Source organism: Longimicrobiales bacterium, assembly GCA_035764935.1.
Lineage (GTDB): Bacteria > Gemmatimonadota > Gemmatimonadetes > Longimicrobiales > RSA9 > DASTYK01.
Map to the genome: position 1 here is coordinate 39,312 of DASTYK010000099.1, position 16,680 is coordinate 55,991.

12 protein-coding genes and 1 riboswitch are annotated in these 16,680 nt (G+C 69.1%); of the genes, 2 read left to right on the forward strand and 10 right to left on the reverse strand.

Annotated features, from left to right (window positions below):
* Positions 1–5 precede the first annotated feature (5 nt).
* From VFU06_08315 to VFU06_08340, 6 genes are all read right to left on the reverse strand, one after another.
* Positions 6–575 (reverse strand): HNH endonuclease, encoded by a 570-nt coding sequence (locus VFU06_08315; protein ID HEU5209400.1) that lies wholly within the window; start codon positions 573–575, stop codon positions 6–8.
* 180 nt (positions 576–755) lie between these two features.
* On the reverse strand, positions 756–3,119 hold the full coding sequence (gene priA, locus VFU06_08320) for a primosomal protein N' (protein ID HEU5209401.1): 2,364 nt from the start codon (positions 3,117–3,119) through the stop codon (positions 756–758).
* Between the two features lies 1 nt (position 3,120).
* The gene (locus tag VFU06_08325) at positions 3,121–3,810 is read right to left on the reverse strand and encodes a GvpL/GvpF family gas vesicle protein (protein HEU5209402.1); all 690 of its coding nucleotides are present in this window, start codon (positions 3,808–3,810) and stop codon (positions 3,121–3,123) included.
* Positions 3,810–4,997, reverse strand: a complete 1,188-nt coding sequence (locus tag VFU06_08330; protein HEU5209403.1) for a M24 family metallopeptidase — start codon at positions 4,995–4,997, stop codon at positions 3,810–3,812. The genes VFU06_08325 and VFU06_08330 overlap by 1 nt, the downstream gene beginning before the upstream one ends.
* A 104-nt stretch (positions 4,998–5,101) precedes the next feature.
* A complete protein-coding gene (locus VFU06_08335; protein HEU5209404.1) occupies positions 5,102–6,073 on the reverse strand; it encodes a histone deacetylase in 972 nt (323 codons plus the stop codon).
* Positions 6,070–7,665 carry a hypothetical protein gene (locus VFU06_08340; protein HEU5209405.1) on the reverse strand — a complete coding sequence of 532 codons (1,596 nt, stop codon included), beginning with the start codon at positions 7,663–7,665 and terminating at the stop codon, positions 6,070–6,072. Before VFU06_08340 ends, VFU06_08335 begins: the two co-directional genes overlap by 4 nt.
* A 174-nt stretch (positions 7,666–7,839) precedes the next feature.
* Here VFU06_08340 and VFU06_08345 point away from each other — a divergent pair, with 174 nt between their 5' ends.
* Positions 7,840–9,468, forward strand: coding sequence for a SpoIID/LytB domain-containing protein (locus tag VFU06_08345; GenBank protein ID HEU5209406.1), 1,629 nt, complete (start codon positions 7,840–7,842; stop codon positions 9,466–9,468).
* A 98-nt stretch (positions 9,469–9,566) separates the two neighbouring features.
* Here the strand turns inward: VFU06_08345 and carB are convergent, their stop codons facing one another.
* Positions 9,567–12,803 (reverse strand): carbamoyl-phosphate synthase large subunit, encoded by a 3,237-nt coding sequence (gene carB / locus VFU06_08350; GenBank protein HEU5209407.1) that lies wholly within the window; start codon positions 12,801–12,803, stop codon positions 9,567–9,569.
* A gap of 335 nt (positions 12,804–13,138) precedes the next feature.
* Between carB and VFU06_08355 the strand changes: the two genes are divergently transcribed.
* Positions 13,139–13,423, forward strand: coding sequence for a hypothetical protein (locus VFU06_08355; GenBank protein ID HEU5209408.1), 285 nt, complete (start codon positions 13,139–13,141; stop codon positions 13,421–13,423).
* A 54-nt stretch (positions 13,424–13,477) separates the two neighbouring features.
* Here the strand turns inward: VFU06_08355 and VFU06_08360 are convergent, their stop codons facing one another.
* The 3 genes from VFU06_08360 to VFU06_08370 form a co-directional block, all read right to left on the reverse strand.
* On the reverse strand, positions 13,478–14,038 hold the full coding sequence (locus VFU06_08360; protein HEU5209409.1) for a cytochrome c: 561 nt from the start codon (positions 14,036–14,038) through the stop codon (positions 13,478–13,480).
* 561 nt (positions 14,039–14,599) lie between these two features.
* Positions 14,600–16,057 (reverse strand): S8 family serine peptidase, encoded by a 1,458-nt coding sequence (locus VFU06_08365; protein ID HEU5209410.1) that lies wholly within the window; start codon positions 16,055–16,057, stop codon positions 14,600–14,602.
* Positions 16,058–16,104: 47 nt separating this feature from the next.
* Positions 16,105–16,179: riboswitch (cyclic di-GMP riboswitch) on the reverse strand.
* A 224-nt stretch (positions 16,180–16,403) separates the two neighbouring features.
* Positions 16,404–16,680, reverse strand: a 277-nt coding sequence (locus VFU06_08370; protein ID HEU5209411.1) for a copper-translocating P-type ATPase, incomplete at its 5' end; no start/stop codon positions are given.

The following is a 16,680-nucleotide window of genomic DNA, read 5'->3' on the forward strand; positions in this document are numbered from 1 at the left end:
GCCGGTCAGGCCGCCTCGTCTGCCGGCAGCGGCTGCAGCGCGCGCAGCACTTCCTCTCCGTAGAACATCCGGATGTACTTGGCCTGCACGCTGGTGATGCGCCGCACCGCCCAGACCAGCTCGACGTAGTTCGGCTCGAGGGGCGGATGCAGCGGATGCATCGCCACTTCGATCGGCAGGTGGCTGCCCTTGCGGTTGTTGCAGGGGGAGCAGGCCGTCACGACGTTGTGCCAGGTGTTCGTCCCGCCGCGCGACATGGGCACGACGTGATCACGCGTCAGGAACTCCCGGTGCCGCAGGTCGGTGCGATGGCGCCCGCAGTACATGCAGCGGTAGCCGTCGCGAGCAAAGAGGAATGTGTTGGTGACCTGGCGGCGGAACTTCCTGGGAACGTGAACGAAGCGAACGAGGCGGATCACGGCGGGACAGGCGAGCTGTCGTTTCTCGGACCTGAACGTTCTACTCTCGTCCACCTCGAGGATTTCGGCCTTGCGGTCGATGACGAGGCGAAGTGCCCTGCGGATCGGCAGGATCGTCAGAGGCTCGAACGATGCGTTCAGCGCCAAACACCCCATGGCCAAGCGCATTCCTCCTTCACTCGGGTGCGCCCTTCAATACAACGGCCGGGCCCGATGGTTCACACGACCGGCGTGGCGGCGTGCGGGACGCGCTGGCAGGGAGAGCGGATGCGGCCGGCGCGCGGCCCATCCAACAGTAGCACCGGCCGGTGCCGGAGATCAATACAGGGGTGCGAGTTACAGGAGCGATACCGGATCGCGGTCGAGGATCAGGCGCAGCTCCGCTCGACCGGGCCGGAGGGGGTAGCGCTGCAGCAGCCGGCCGGCCGCACCGATCGCGCGCGCTGCGCTCGAGCGCACCACGAGGTGCCAGCGCCAGCGGCCGCGCACCCGGTCGATGGCGCAGGGCGCAGGCCCGATCAGCTCGACCGGGGCCTGCGGCGGCAGTGCGGACTGCAGCCAGCTCGCGCAGTGCTGCGCCGTATCGGTGACGGCGCGCTCGTCCGTGCCGCTCAGCACCACGTTGAGCAGCCGGGCGAGCGGTGGATAGGGTGGGCTGCGCCGCTCGGCCAGCTCGTGCTGCGCGAAACCCTCGAAGTCGTGCGTGACCGCGCACTCGATCGCGTAGTGGTGCGGCAGCGACGTCTGCACGATGACGTCCCCGCCCTTCGGCCCCCGGCCGGCCCGGCCGGCGACCTGTGTCAGCAGCTGGAACGTCCGTTCGCTCGCCCTGAAATCCGGCAGGTTCATCGCGATATCCGCATTGACGACGCCGACGAGCGTGACGCCCGGGAAATCGAGTCCCTTGGCAATCATCTGGGTGCCGAGCAGGATATCGATCTCGCCACGTTCCACGCGCTCCAGGATCTCGTGGTGCGCCCATTTCGCAGAGGTCGTGTCGACGTCCATGCGCGCGATGCGCGCGTGCGGGAAGCGCTCCGCGACCTCCCGTTCGACCTGCTCCGTGCCCACGCCGCGATACGACAGGTCCGCACTGCCGCAGCGGTCGCAGCGTTCCGGCGGCGCTTCCTCGTGAAAGCAATAGTGGCAGACGAGACGCCGTCGGGCGCGATGGTACGTGAGCGTCACGTTGCACTGCGGGCAGTGCCATACCGCGCCGCACGAGCGACACTGCACGAAGGTGGAGTAGCCGCGCCGGTTGAGCAGCAGGATCGTCTGCTCGTCGCGCGCGAGTCGCTGGCGGATCGCATCGACCAGCACGGGTGAAAGGCTGCCATCCTGCCGGGGCGCGCTGCTCACGTGCGGGCTGCTCGTGCGTGCAGCCACCCCACGGCCGTGCGACTGCGCGTCCTCGATGCGCCTGCGCAGGTCGACGACCTGCACCGGTGGAAGCGGCCGCCCCTCGACACGATCGGGCAGCCGCAGCAGCTCGTACTTGCCGCGCCCGACGTTGTGCCAGCTCTCCAGCGACGGCGTCGCACTGCCCAGCACACAGACCGCGCCCGCGAGCCGCGCGCGCACGACGGCAAGCTCGCGCGCATGGTAACGCGGCGCTTCCGACTGCTTGTAGCTCGCCTCGTGCTCCTCGTCCACGATGATCGCGCCGAGGTTGGCCACCGGGGCGAAGATCGCGGAACGCGCGCCGATCGCGACCCGCCGCTCCCCGTTGCGCAGCGCACGCCACGCGTCGTAGCGCTCGCCGTCGGAGAGCGCCGAGTGCAGGACGGCGACGACGTCGCCGAACTCGGCGCGGAAGCGCGCGACCGTCTGGGGCGTGAGCGCGATCTCGGGCACGAGCACGATCGCGCCGCGCTCCTGGCGCAGCACTTCCTTGAGCAGCTCGATGTAGACGAGCGTCTTGCCGGAGCCGGTCACGCCCAGCAGCAGGTGCGGCAGGGGTGCCGTCGATGCGGCCAGGAGCTGTGCGACGCTGTCGCCGCCGGGTTCCGTGTCCTGGGCTGCGCCGCCGAGCGGTGCTGCGGCCGCGTGCGTCGCGGCGACCAGTCGCGCGATCGCTTCCGCCTGCGCCGCCGTTGGCGTGTGCGTCGATGGCGGCTGCGGCGGCATGGACGCAAAGGGATCACGCACGAGCGGCTCGTCGTGCACCGTGACGAGCTGCTTCTCCACGAGTCCGTTGAGCACGGCCGACGAGAAGCCCAGCTCGTCCGCGAGGTGCGCGGCATCGAGGGACCCGCCACTCGCCTCGAGCACTTCGTAGCACTCGCGCTGGCGACGCGCGCGACCGAACGTCTCGTCACGCTGCTGCAGGCTGGGCAGCTCGCGCGCGATGCGGACGACGCGCCGGGTGCGCACGGGCTCCTTCGTGCGCGCGGTCTCGGTGAGCAGCGTGGGCACGGCGGTCCGCAGCATGATGCCCAGCGACGCGAAGTAGTAGTCGGCGGCCCAGCGGCAGAGGGCGAGCAGCTCGGGCGTGACGCTCGGTGCTTGCTCCAGTACGCGCTCGATCGTGCGGATCCTGTCCGGCGCACGGCGCCCCGGCCGCGCGGGGCCCACGACCCAGCCGATCAGCCTGCGTCCGCCGAACTGCACGCGCACACGCGTGCCGGGCGCGACCTCCTCCTCCGCACGGTAGGTGAAGGTGCGCGCCGGCGGCACCGGCAGCGCGACTTCTACGAGCATGTCAGGGGCTGATGTGGACGAAATCGTATGCCGGCCACGGACCGGTCACGTCGAAGCTCAGCTCGGGGTGCGCGACGCCCAGGTCGTCGGCATGCTCGACGAACTCGATCCAGCCGGTGCGCTCGACCAGGAACGCCGCGCTCACCAGCCGCCGGCCTTCGGAGGGAAATGGCACAGCCGCGCGCGCACGGCGGCGCATCTCGGAGTAGATCTGCATCGCGGCGTCGGCAAGCTCCGGCGCGGCCTCGGCCGCTGCAGGCGAGCTGATGTGCACGCGCAGCTCCCAGTAGCCGTCGAGGAAGGAGAGGCCCTCGTCGATCGCGACGTACTGGTCCTGCATCATGTGGATGAGCTGGCGACGGCCGCGGAACACGATGCCGTAGGGCGCGGGCAGCACGCTGCCACGGTGCATCGCGGCCTCGAGCACGCGCTGGTGCGCGAGGAGGTGCTCGTCATCGAAGGGCGGCAGGTCGTACGTCGCCGGTGCGACGAGCGCCTCCAGGTCGCGGTAGCGCACGCGCTGCACGTCGCCGTCCGTGCTGCTGATGCGGCCGCCACGCCAGCTGCGCGCGCGGGCGATGCCGTAGAAGTACAGTGCCTGGTGCGCACGTGCCCCCTGCGGTTCGCCTGCGGCGTCCAGCGTCGTGTGCGCGTCCACGGGACCGCCCTCGTGCGCGTGCGGATCGTTCATCACAGCAGTGCGAGCATCTCCGACTGGGGGCCCGGCGTGGTCACGATCGGACCGCTCTCGTCGATGTACATGTTGATCTCGCTGCGGACGCCGATCTCGCCCGGGATGTAGATTCCCGGCTCGATCGAGAACCCGACACCGCGCACCAGCCGGCGGGTCTCGTGCGTCTCGAAGTTGTCGATGTTCGGGCCCATGCCGTGCGTGGAGCGGTCGATCGAGTGGCCCGTGCGATGGATGAAGTAATCACCGAAGCCGCGCTCGCGAATGACGCTGCGCGCCGCGTCGTCCAGCTCATAGCCCTGCACATCCCTGCCGGCCTCGAACGCATCCTGGACGTACTTCACTGCGGCCTCGCGCGCGTCGCGCACCGCCTCGAAGACCTCGCGCGCCCGTGCGGGCACGCTGCGGCCGAGGCAGGCCATCCAGGTCTGGTCCGCGTAGACCATGTCGTCGGACTCCTTGGACCAGAGGTCGAGGAGCACGACGTCGCCTTCCTTGAACTCGGCGCCGCGGCCCTCCAGCTCGTAGTGGGGGTTCGCGGCGTTCACGCCGTTGGCCGTGATCGTGTCCGCCCCGACGCCCGCGCCTCGCTCGGCCAGGTCGGCGAGGACCCATTCGCGGAGGTCGCGCTCGGTGGGACGCAGCCCTTCACGCAACGTACGGGCGAGCCGCTCGAAGTTGGAGTGCGCGACCTGCGCCAGTACCGCACTCGCCCGCTTGTGGGAGGCGAGCTGCGCGTCCGTCCAGCTCGACGCGAACTGGGAGACGAGGTCACCCGACGTCACGACCTCGACGCCGGTGCCGCGGATCAGCTCGACGATGCCGGCGGGCACGAGGTCCATCGCGGGGACCGCACCGTTCGCGGAGATCTCCATGCCGACGCGCTTCGCGTCGCCGATCAGCCATGGCAGCGCCGCGTGCAATTCCCGCCAGCTGCTGTACTGCTGCTTTTCCCAGGCCCAGTGTGCGAACGGGTGCTGTTCGATGCGGTGTGTCAGCGCGCGGGGGGCACCCTCGGGCGGAATCAGCACGAAGTAGCGCCTCGTCAGGTCACCCAGGCCGAGCACGCCCATCGCCGCCGAGTTGCGCGCATGCAGATCGAAGAGCAGCCACCCGCCGAGACCGGCGTCGCGCAGGGCGGCCTGGATCTCCGGAAGATGGCTGCGGAGGTGGCTGAAGTCTGACACGTGCGGTCGCTCCCTCTGTCTGTCCTGCAGGTTCCGCTCAGCCGCTCTCAGTGCAGCTATCGATCCAGCAATCTAGCATGGCCGCCGCTGCACGCATCACCGGCTCACAGCGGCGGCAGTCCGGCCAGGGCCCGAATGGTCTGTACGACGGCCGTGCCGGTGCGGGCGGGATCGTAGCCTCCCTCCAGCACGCACATCGTCCGGGCGCGTGCGGATGAGGCCGCCTCGCAGATCATCGTGACCAGGGCGTGGACGTCGCCCGGCTCGAGCAGCAGGCCGCCCAGCGGATCGCGAGCCATGCAATCGTACCCCGCGGACACCAGGACCATCTCGGGCGTGAACTCGTCGAGGACGGCGGACAGCGCATCCTCCATCGCGCGGAGGTACGTCGGGCCATCCGTGCCCGCGGCGAGCGGGACGTTGCGCGTCGTGTTCCTGCCCGCGCCGGCGCCGCGCTCCTGTGCCGAGCCGGTTCCCGGGTACCAGGGCGACTGGTGCAGCGAAAGGAAATAGACGGACGGATCCTCGTAGAAGACGTCCTGCGTGCCGTTGCCGTGATGTACGTCGAAGTCGACGATCAGCACGCGACCCGCGCCGCGGTGCTGCACCGCCCGCGCGGCCGCGGCCACGTTGTTGAACAGGCAGAAGCCCATCGCGCGATCCGGCATCGCGTGGTGGCCGGGCGGCCGCGCGAGCGCGAAGGAGGCATCGGCGTCGCCGTCGTACAGCATGCGTGCCGCCTCCCATGCGCAGCCGGCAGCGGCCAGCGCTGCATCCCAGCTTGCAGCAGAAACGACCGTGTCGGGATCCAGGCGCTGCAGCTCACCGGTGTGGGCGGCCTGCGCGGCGCACGCGCGGATGGTGTCCACGTGCCGGGGCGTGTGCACGCGCAGCAGCATGTCCAGCTCGATGGGCTGCGGCTCGACGTGCACCATGTGCTCGAGCAGCGCGGGTGTGTCCTGCTCGAGCGCGCGCACGATCGCCGGCAGGCGGCCCTGGTGCTCACTGTGACCCCAGCCGGTGTCGTGCCGGCCGCACGCCGGGTGCATGACGAGCCCGACGCGGCGGATGCTCAAGGCTGCTGCGACGTGACGGGTGTGGTGCGCTTCGCGTCCGCGACCATGCGTGCGACATCCTCCAGCAGCGCCGGCGCGTCGTAGACGACGCCGTCCTTGATCGTCCAGCGGACGCCACCGACCGTCACGGGCTGCCCGTTGTCGTCCAGCCGCGTCGTGCCGGTGCCGTAGAGCACCTTGAAGTTGTGCAGCGGGTTCTCCGGCACGATGACGAGGTCGGCGAGCATACCCGTGCGCAGCATGCCGAACTGCGGGCGCTCGCCCTTCGGCTCCATCAGCGTTTCCGCGCCGCACACGGTGGCGCTGCGTACGACCTCGAGCGGGTGGAAGCCGGCCTCCTGCAGCAGCTCGAGCTCACGGATATAGTCGAAGCCGTACAGCTTGTAGATGAAGCCGCTGTCGCTGCCGGTGCAGACGCGACCGCCACGGTTCTTGTATTCGTTCAGGAACCGCATCCACACGCGGAAGTTCTCGCGCCACTCGATCTCGTCCTGCGTGGTCCAGTCGAACCAGTAGGAGCCGTGCGCCTCACGGCTCGGCTGGTAGAACTGCCAGAGCGAGGGCAGCGTGTACGGCTCGTGCCAGTCCGCATTGCGCGCGCGCATGACGTCGCGGTTGGCCTCGTAGATCGTGAGCGTCGGGTCCAGCACGAAGCCGAGCTCGAGCAGCTCTTCCATGACCGCGTTCCAGCGGTCACTGCCCGGCTCCGCTGCCTGGCGCCAGAGTCGGCCGGCCTGCGCGAAGCGATGGTACTCGTCGTTGTAGTTGTAGTCCGCAGGGTAATGCTGCACCGTGCGATCGTCGAACAACGCCTCCGGCAGACCGTACCAGTGCTCCAGGCTGCCGAGCCCGAGGCGCGCCGCATCCAGCGCATCCATCTGTGCGACGCCCGTCTGCGCGAGATGCGCCTGCGTGCCGAGGCCGCGTGCGCGCGCCTCGTCGATCAGTGCCTCCATCACGGGCGGGTCGTAGCTGCCCAGCTTGAAGCCGTCGACGCCCTGCTCCGCCGCCCAGCGGACGTACGCGCGTGCCTGTTCCGGGGTGTCGATCCGGCCGCGGTCCCAGCCGGCTCCGGGTCGCACGTAGACGAACACGCGGGGTGCTGCGATCTCGTTGCGCGCACTGCGCTCGCGTGCACGCAGCGTCCACTCGACGCCGTTGCCGCTGCCGGGATCGCGGATCGTCGTGACACCGTGCGCCAGCCACAGCTTGTAGACGTACTCCGCAGGCGTGCCCTGCTGGGCGCCGCCGGTGTGCGCGTGCAGGTCGACAAAACCGGGCAGTGCGTACATGCCGTGCGCATCGATCTCGCGCGTGGCGCCCTGCGGGCGGCGCTCATCGTCGATGGGCAGCCCGGGAGCACCGACGCCGCGGATCTCGGTGATGCGGTTGCGCTCGATCACGATGTCGGCCGGACCCCAGGGCGGTGCACCGGTGCCGTCGATGATCGTGACGCCGCGGACGATCAGCCGCTCGTGCGGGCCGTGCCCCTCGTCGCGCGCAGGGGCTTCCGGGACCGTACGCTGTCCGGCCGCCGGCGCGGCGGCTGCGATCAGCAGTGTGGCGAGTGCGGCTGTGTGGAGGCGGAGCATGGCCGGGACTCCTCTGGTGGTCGGCGCAGGAAGCTGGCGCAAGGTAGGCGGCCGGCCGAGGGGCTGGCAAATGGCGGTGAGAGCCATCGGCCTCTGGCGGTGGCAGGCGCCGCGCCTTTACTCTCCGCAGACCTGCCGATCGCCATCTCGTATCCCCCAACGAAAGGTGTCCACATGGGCAGCAAGCTGCGAACGTCGCTACCCCTCACCCTGGCCTCGGTCCTGGCCATCACCGCATGCGCGGAGACCGGTCCGCTCGCACCGGACGCGCGCGATACGGGTCTCAGCCCCACGCTCGCACTGCACGAGGCATCCCTGCAGGCGACGCCGGCCGGCTTCATCCGCATCGGCGTCGTGCCATCGGCCACGTCCGTGCGCGTCGGCGCTGCGGGTGACTGGATCGTGCGTGACAAGGCGACCGGCGCGACGCTGCTCAGCGGGAGCGGCGATGCGGTGACGGTCCGGCTGCTTGCAGCCGGCGAGGTCCGGACGCGCCGGTGGTTCCAGGTGACGTGCAGCGGCAGCCCCTCGACCGTCGCAGACCTGGTCACGCGAGGCCAGGCGGCGGGCTTCGAGACGTTGACCGAGGACCTGGGCTTCTGCACGCGCGTGCTGTTCGGCTCGCTGCCGGTAGGCGAGAGTGCGGCGGATCGGACGGCGTTCGTGGCGTCGCTCGGCGCGGCGGGCCTGCCGACGGCGGGGGGCTACTGGCAGACCAAGACCGTAGTGAGCGGCGAATCCCAGGTGGAAGCGTCGTACGGCGACGAGGAGCGCGTTGCGAACAACCCGGTCGTGCTGGAGTCCGCCGACGGCATCGTGCTGATCAACGGATCACCGTACCGCGGCGTCGTCGAGGTCTGGACCAACTCGGGCGGCACGCTCGCGGCGATCAACGAGCTGCCCATCGAGGACTACCTGTACGGCGTGGTTCCGCGCGAGCTGCCGCCCGGACCGTACGGTGAGCCCGAGGCGCAGAAGGCGCAGGCGGTCGCGGCACGCACGTACGCGCTCGCGAACATGGGCAAGCGCGGCGCGGACGGCTACGACCTGCTCACCACGACGTCGGACCAGGTGTATGGCGGCGTGGCCGCGGAGCACCCCGTGTCCACCGCGGCCGTCGATGCGACGGCGAACGTCGTCGCCGTCTACAACGGCACGCTGATCAGCACGCTCTACCACTCGACCAGCGGCGGGTTCACGGCGAACAGCGAGGACGTGTACGCGAACCCGGTCGCATACCTGCGCGGTGTCCCGGACGCCGAGCGCGGCAGCGCGCTGGATCATGTCCCCTCCCTGGACGTGTTCATGCGCCACGCGAATCCGACGAACCTGCGCGCACGCGCCGAGGGCGATTTCGAGGCCGACTGGTCGATTTACCACCGCTGGGTGGTCACCTGGACCTTGGACGAGATGGCGCAGGCACTGTCGTCGAGCTTCGCCACGACCGTGACGCAGGTCGATTCGATCGTGGTCACCGACCGCGCGGATCATGGCCGCGTGCGCGCGATCGTGTTCTACACGGATGCGGGCGCCCTGGTCGGCACCAAGGACGGCATCCGCTCGCGACTGCCATACTTCAACGCGAGCGGCACACTGTCGTCGCTGCGCAGCACGCTGTTCTTCATCGAGCCGTGGCAGGAGCGCGGCGCGGTCGTCGGCTGGAAGGCGTATGGCGGCGGCTGGGGGCACGGCGTAGGCATGTCGCAGACAGGCGCCGTCGAAATGGCGCAGCGCGGCCGCACCTACCAGGAAATCCTGGCGCACTACTACCAGGGCAGCACCACCGAGGTGCGCACGTACTGATTACGCAAGCTCATCGACAATCACGGCAGAAATGACAGCGAGGCTGGCAGCACGGTTTGCGTGCGCCAGCCTCGCTCTTCTGCCGACTGCCTGCCCCGCTATCTCACGGGCGCCACAGTCTCGCTTCCACGCTCCTGCAGGCTCAGCACCGTGCGTTCGCGCGACCGCAGCGCGATCGCGGCGTCGCACGCGGCGCTCGCCGCAGACAGCGTCGTGCAGTACGGCACCTTGCGCGTGATCGCGGCGCGTCGCATGGCGTAGTCGTCGAACTGCGACTTCTTGCCGAGCGGCGTGTTGATCAGCAGGTCGATCTCGCCGCTGATCAGCTGATCCACGATGTGCGGGCGCCCTTCACCCACCTTGAAGATCCGCTCTGCCGGGATGCCGCGGGCGCGCAGGTAGCGCCAGGTCCCTTCCGTCGCGCGGATCTCGAAGCCGAGATCGTGGAACCGACGCGCGATCGGCGTGACGTTCGCCTTGTCGTGGTCGTTCACGGTGATGCACACGACGCCCTCGGTCGGGATCGGTGCACCCGCCGAGATCTCCGCCTTGGCGAACGCCATCCCGAAGCTCTCATCGAAGCCCATCACCTCGCCCGTGGAGCGCATCTCGGGGCCGAGAATCACGTCGACGTCGAACTTGTTGAACGGGAAGACGGCTTCCTTCACTGCGACGCCGATGACGTCCGGCTCCTCGGGCACATCGAGGTCCGCCAGCTTCTGCCCCGCCATCACGAGTGAGGCGAGGCGCGCGAAGGAGACGCCGGTTGCCTTGGAGACGAACGGGACGGTGCGCGAGGCGCGCGGATTGACCTCCAGGACGTAGACCGTGCCGTGTCGCACCGCGTACTGCACGTTGATCAGGCCGACGACACCGAGCTCGAGCGCGAACGCACGCGTCAGCTCGCGCATCTTCTCGACCTCCGCATCGCGCAGCATGTACGGCGGCAGCACGCAGGCGGAGTCGCCCGAGTGCACGCCCGCGTCCTCGATGTGCTGCATCACGCCGGCGATCACGACGCGCTCGCCGTCGCTCAAGGCGTCGACATCGGCTTCGAATGCGTCCTCGAGGAAGCTGTCGACGAGCACCGGGTGATCCGGCGATGCACGCACCGCGCGTTCGAAGTAGTCGCGGAGGGAAGGCTCGTCGTAGACGATCTCCATGGCGCGGCCGCCCAGCACGTACGATGGGCGCACCAGGATCGGATACCCGATGTCGTTGGCGATCGCGACTGCCTGTTCGGTGCTGGTCGCGATGCCGTTCGGGGGCATGGCCGCGCCCAGCTTGCGGCAGACCTCCGCAAAGCGGTCACGGTCCTCCGCACGGTCGATTGCCTCGACGCTCGTGCCCAGGATCGGCACGCCCAGCTCGGCGAGTGGTTTCGCCAGCTTGAGCGGCGTCTGGCCGCCGAGCTGCACGATCACGCCGACCGGCTGCTCGCGCTCGACGATCTCGAGCACGTCCTCCAGCGTCAGCGGCTCGAAGTACAGCTTGTCGGAAATGTCGAAGTCCGTGGACACCGTCTCCGGGTTCGAGTTGACCATGATCGTCTCGAAGCCGGCGTCGCGCAGTGCGAGCGCGGCCTGGACGCAGCAGTAGTCGAACTCGATGCCCTGGCCGATGCGGTTCGGGCCGGAGCCGAGGATCACGACCTTCTTTCGATCGCTCGGCGGCGCCTCGCTCTCCGACTCGTACGCGGAGTACAGGTACGGCGTCGCGGCCGGGAACTCGCCAGCGCACGTGTCGACCATGTGGTAGGTCGGGCGGACGCTGTACGACCAGCGACGCTCACGCACGTCGCGCTCCGACTCGCCCCGGAACTTCGCGAGCAGCCTGTCGCCGAAGCCCAGGCGCTTCATGCGCAGCAGCGCGACACGGTCGACCTCGGGCAGCGAGCGGTACCACTGCTCGGCGTCGTGCATCTCCTTCAGCTGCGCCAGGAACCACGGATCGACGAGCGTGAGCTCGTGGATCTCGTCGATGCTCAGGCCGGCATCGAAGGCGCGCTTGATCTGGAACACGCGCTCCGCCGTGGGGCGGCGCAGCGCACTGCGGAGCGACTCGAGCGAATCGTCGGGCAGCCCGTCGTCCTTCGGGTTGGCCGCAGCTTCCCAGCCGTCCCGGCCGGTCTCGAGGCCGCGCAGCCCCTTCTGCCAGGCCTGCTTCAGTGTCCGCCCGATCGACATCACCTCGCCGACCGCCTTCATCTGCACGCCGAGCGTAGGATCCGCCGTGGGGAACTTCTCGAACGCGAAACGCGGGAACTTGCAGACAACGTAGTCCAGCGTCGGCTCGAAGGAGGCGGGCGTCGACTTCGTGATGTCGTTGGGCAGCTCGTCGAGGCGGTAGCCGACGGCGAGCTTGGCGCCGATGCGCGCGATCGGGAAGCCGGTTGCCTTGGACGCGAGCGCGGAGCTGCGCGAGACGCGCGGGTTCATCTCGACGACCAGCATCTCGCCGTCGGCGGGGTTGACCGCGAACTGGATGTTGCAGCCGCCCGCCTCGACGCCGATCTCGCGGATGATCGCGAGCGCGGCGTCGCGCATGACCTGGTACTCGACGTCCGTGAGGGTCTGCGAGGGCGCGACCGTGATCGAGTCGCCGGTGTGCACCCCCATCGGGTCGAAGTTCTCGATCGCGCAAACGATGACGACGTTGTCCGCGCCGTCGCGCATCACCTCGAGCTCGAACTCCTTCCAGCCGATCACGCTGCGATCGATCAGCACCTCGCCGATCGGCGACTGGTCGATGCCGCGGCGGACGAACTCCTCGAACTCGTCGCGGTTGTACGCGATCGCGCCGCCCGTGCCGCCGAGCGTGAACGACGGGCGGATGATGGCCGGATATCCGACGTCCTCGACGATGGTGCGCGCGTCTTCCATCGAGCGCGCGAAGCCGCCGTGCGGGACCTTGAGCTTGAGGCGCGCCATCGCCTCGGCAAACTCCTCGCGGTCCTCTGCCATGCGGATCGCGCGCGCGTCCGCACCGATCAATTCGACGCCGTGCTTCTCGAGCACCCCGCGATCGAACAGCTCCAGCGACACGTTGAGCGCCGTCTGGCCGCCCATCGTGGGCAGCAGCGCATCCGGCCGCTCGCGCTCGATGATGCGCTCGACCCACTCCGGCGTGATCGGCTCGATGTAGGTCCGATCCGCGAGGTCCGGATCGGTCATGATCGTGGCCGGATTGCTGTTGACGAGGATGACCCGGTAGCCCTCTTCCTTGAGGGCGCGTACGGCCTGGGTACCCGAGTAATCGAACTCGCAGCCCTGGCCGATCACGATCGGGCCGGAGCCGAGGATGAGGATGCTCTGGATGTCGTCTCTTCGCGGCACGGCTGCGGCTACCCTTCCCGCTTCCGGCCCTCGAGGCGGATCGCGGTGACGGCGATGGTGATGAACCCGCCCCACACGATCCCGGCTATGACGATGAAGGTGATTACGGCGGCGCTCGACATGTCTGCTCCCGGCAGGTGGTCAGGGACCGGTTACCGGGCGGGGAAAGTGCGGGCCGGGCGGGGACGCCGCAAGGTGAGGTCCGAAGGCCGGTGCGACTCTTGCGCGTCTCGCACGTCGCACAGGGCAGGCATCCGCGATCAACCGGATCGGAGCCGGCGGCCGGGGCGCCGCGGCCAGCAGATAGATCGACCTACAGTCGCGGAGCTACGCCCATGCTCAACCCGCTCGATACCATCGAGGAACGGCTCGGCTCGATCATCATCGATGGTCAACGCTGCGAGATGGCGGTTCGCTCACAGCCCGACGACGGCGGCACCTGGCACAATGCCCTGATCTTTCGACGCGACGGACGCGTGGCCGGCACGGACGAGCTGGTCGCGGGCGTCGAGTGGCACGTGCCACCCGGGATCGCGCTGCAGCGCGCGCACGAGCTTCCGGAGAAGGACCGGCTCGAGCTGTTCCAGAGGGCTCTGCGACCGCGGCCGCCACTCCTCTGAGCGACGGCCGCCTCGTACAACCTGCCGTGCTGGTGCGCCGTCCGGCGCGCGGCGTCAGCGGCTGATCGTGTAGATGTAGGCCGCGACGTCGCGGATCTGCTCGTCGGAGAGCTGGGCTCCGCCCATCGGGGGCATGGCTGCCGGGTACTGTGACGGCTGCGGCACGCCTTCGCGTACGATCCGCTCGATCTCCGGCAGCGAGCCGTCGATGTTCAGCCACTCGCTGTCGGCCAGCGGCGGGGCCAGCGGCGTACCGCCGCCGGTCGCGCCGTGACACGTGAAGCAGAAGCCCGCACCCCCGAAGACCTGCTCGCCCGCTGCGACCATCTCCTGCGTCACGCCCTCCGGCAGCTCCGCTGCAGGCGGCGGCTGCTGGCCGGGCTGCTCCGCGGGCGCCTCCTGCGCCGGCGTCGTATCCGGCATGGGCACCTCGGTGATCACCGGCGTCAGGGGCTCGCGCAGCAGCGCCATATCCGACGGCTGCTCGCCCCGGATCAGGAGCGTGGGATGCTCGAGCGGCGCCTTGGTATAGCCGCGGTCGTCGTTCGTCTCCAGGTCGCCGCAGGCTGCGGCGGCCAGTGCGCAGAACGCGAGTGTGCGGATCACTGCCTTCATCGTCTGAAATCCTCCGGAATTGGCCGGGCGGAAGATAGGGGGGCGTTTCGATGAAGGAAAGGCGGGCCGGGGCCCGGGTCCCGGGCCGGGGCCTGAACAGCGGAACAGCGGAACAGCGGAACAGCGGAACAGCGGAACAGCGGAACAGCGGAACAGCGGGCGCGAAACCGATCCTGAACGGCTTCCCCTGCCACTCGACACGCGTAGCGCCCGAACCAGCCCCTTGGCGCGGCAACGGGCATCATGACCGACAGGGCGCCAAGCGCCCGCTCGGGAAATGGGCTACTTGTCGCTTGGCCGGTCAGGGTGACCGTTGCCGCGCCACTCATCCACCTTTGTCGTCGTGCGTGGCGCCCCAGCGGGCACGAGGAAGACGAGTTCCCCGCATTCCCGTCCGTCGACTTCGCTGCGACCGGGAAGATCGGCGGCAGCGCGCTGCACGACCTGATCCGACAGACCTCGTTTGCCGTGTCGACCGAGGAGAGTCGCCGTGGCGGCCCCCCCGCGGGGGACCGCCCGTTCCATTCTACTCGGCGCACTACAGCGAAGCGCCTGCCAGGGTCAGTTCGCGCCTACGGCGCGCGCGACGTTGATGCGGCCCTTGCCGTAGTAGGCGGAGTTGCCACCCGCGATCGGGTCCGCCGAGTTGCGGATGTAGGCGCGCACCTGGGCCGGGTTGCGGCCGACATCCTCGACCGCGAGCGCGGCGAGGCCGGCGACGTGGGGGGTCGCCTGGCTGGTGCCGGCGACGCCAAACACGTAGTAGCCGTCCTCGCAGAAGTACAGGAAGCTGGTCTGCGGGCAGAGGGCGTATACCCACTCGCCAACGTCGCCGCCCGGGGCAGCAACATCGATCGCCGAGCGGCCGTAGTTGGTGAAGCTGGAGGGCGCATTCTCCATGCGCGTCGAGGACACGCAGATCACGTGGGTCGCGTCGCAGTAGGTCGCGAAGAACGAGGGGATGTGCACGCGATCGACGATGTCACCCCTCTCGTCCTTGATAGCGATGTTGTGCTGCCGGTCGAGGTCGTTCGCGTCGTTTCCGGCCGCAACAACGATCGTGACGCCCTGCTGCTTCGCATAGTTCATGATCGCGTTGTACGCCGCGACCTGGCCCGGGAACGCCGACTTACGGAACCAGCCGCCCAGGCTCATGTTGATCACATCCGCCCCGTTGTCGATTGCGTACAGGATCCCCTCGATCACACCGTGGCAGCCGCCGAATGCGCTGCACACCTTGACCGACATGAGCGTCGTCTTCGAGGTGACGCCCGCGAATGCCCAGGCATTGCTCGACACCTGCGTCGCCACGTTGGTACCATGGTAGTGCAGGTCGGTGCTCGGGTGGCGGCCGGGGAAGACGATGGACGTGATCAGGTCATCCAGCGGCTCGAACGACGTCGAGCGACCCAGGTCGACGAGCCCGGCCAGGTCCGGCAGCCCGTAGTCGATGCCGGTATCGAGAATCGCTACCGTGACCGAGGGACTCCCCAGCCGCCCGGCGGCCCACGCCTCCGGCGCGTGTACCTGCCGCAGGTTCCACTGGCGGGAGAACAGGATGGCTGCGGCCGGATTGTTCGCGCTGCTCACCGCATCACCAGCCTGCATCGCAGAACCCAGTCCCCGCTCCGGCTGTGCGATCGCCGCGGGAGAGATGAGCTGCAGCGCCGCCATCGACTCGACGTACTGCGCACCGACGCGCGCTCGCAGCTGCGAGGCACCCGCCTCGTCCAGCCCGAGCACGACCGCGATCCCGGTCTCGTGATTCAACGAAACGGTGCCGCCAAGTGCAGTAACCTGCGCTTCGAAGTCGGCGGGTGCACGCCCCCTGAACACCACGACGTGCTTGCCCGGGACCTGCGCGCGCAGTGCGTCGATATCGATGCCGTCCCGCGAAGTACCGGTCTCGTACGTTGCGACGTCCGGCGACAGCGCCGGCGCGACCGGGTCATCCGCGCACGCGGCGAGGAGCGCGCTGCCAGCCAGGGCCAACGCAGTGAGCTTGACGTGCTTCATCATGCCTCCTGGAGAGATTGCGGGGTTGGGCGCGTAAGTGCCCTCATGTGGCAGGCGGCCGGGCTGTCTCGGAGAGACCCGTGGCTTTGCGGACCGGCCTCGCGACCGGGGTGCCTTTGTGCAGCTACGTTGCTCGATCGTACACGCGGCATCTGCTGCCCACGGTACGGCAGATCAGGACCCGGCTATCGCGCCGGACTCGAATCGGTGCATGGTTTCGTCTGACTGGCAGGTGCGAAAACGATAAGGGGCCGGCGCAGGACCCGTCAAGCCGCGATTCCGGAGGCACGCCGGGGCTTGTCAGACCCGGCAGGCTCTCACAGGTCCGCGCGCCGCCCCTCGGCTCCTCTCACAGATCTGCCCGCCTCAACAGCTGCGCATTGAGCGCGACGATCACCGTGCTCAGCGACATCAGCACCGCGCCGATCGCGGGATGCAGCAGGATCCCCTGCCTGGCCAGCACGCCGGCCGCGAGCGGGATTGCCACGATGTTGTAGCCAGCAGCCCACCAGAGGTTCTGGATCATCTTCCGGTAGGTTGCCCTGGACAGCCGGACGATGCGTGCGACGTCGCGCGGGTCGCTGCGCACGAGTACGACGTCGCCGGCCTCCACTGCCACGTCGGTG

What these genes read in the sequence shown, in the direction of transcription:
- VFU06_08360 (HEU5209409.1), bottom strand. Translation starts at nt 14,038, where the DNA reads ATGAAGGCAGTGATCCGCACACTCGCGTTCTGCGCACTGGCCGCCGCA.
- VFU06_08355 (HEU5209408.1), top strand. Translation starts at nt 13,139, where the DNA reads ATGCTCAACCCGCTCGATACCATCGAGGAACGGCTCGGCTCGATCATC.
- VFU06_08365 (HEU5209410.1), bottom strand. Translation starts at nt 16,057, where the DNA reads ATGATGAAGCACGTCAAGCTCACTGCGTTGGCCCTGGCTGGCAGCGCG.
- VFU06_08345 (HEU5209406.1), top strand. Translation starts at nt 7,840, where the DNA reads ATGGGCAGCAAGCTGCGAACGTCGCTACCCCTCACCCTGGCCTCGGTC.
- VFU06_08325 (HEU5209402.1), bottom strand. Translation starts at nt 3,810, where the DNA reads ATGAACGATCCGCACGCGCACGAGGGCGGTCCCGTGGACGCGCACACG.
- VFU06_08340 (HEU5209405.1), bottom strand. Translation starts at nt 7,665, where the DNA reads ATGCTCCGCCTCCACACAGCCGCACTCGCCACACTGCTGATCGCAGCC.
- priA (HEU5209401.1), bottom strand. Translation starts at nt 3,119, where the DNA reads ATGCTCGTAGAAGTCGCGCTGCCGGTGCCGCCGGCGCGCACCTTCACC.
- VFU06_08315 (HEU5209400.1), bottom strand. Translation starts at nt 575, where the DNA reads ATGGGGTGTTTGGCGCTGAACGCATCGTTCGAGCCTCTGACGATCCTG.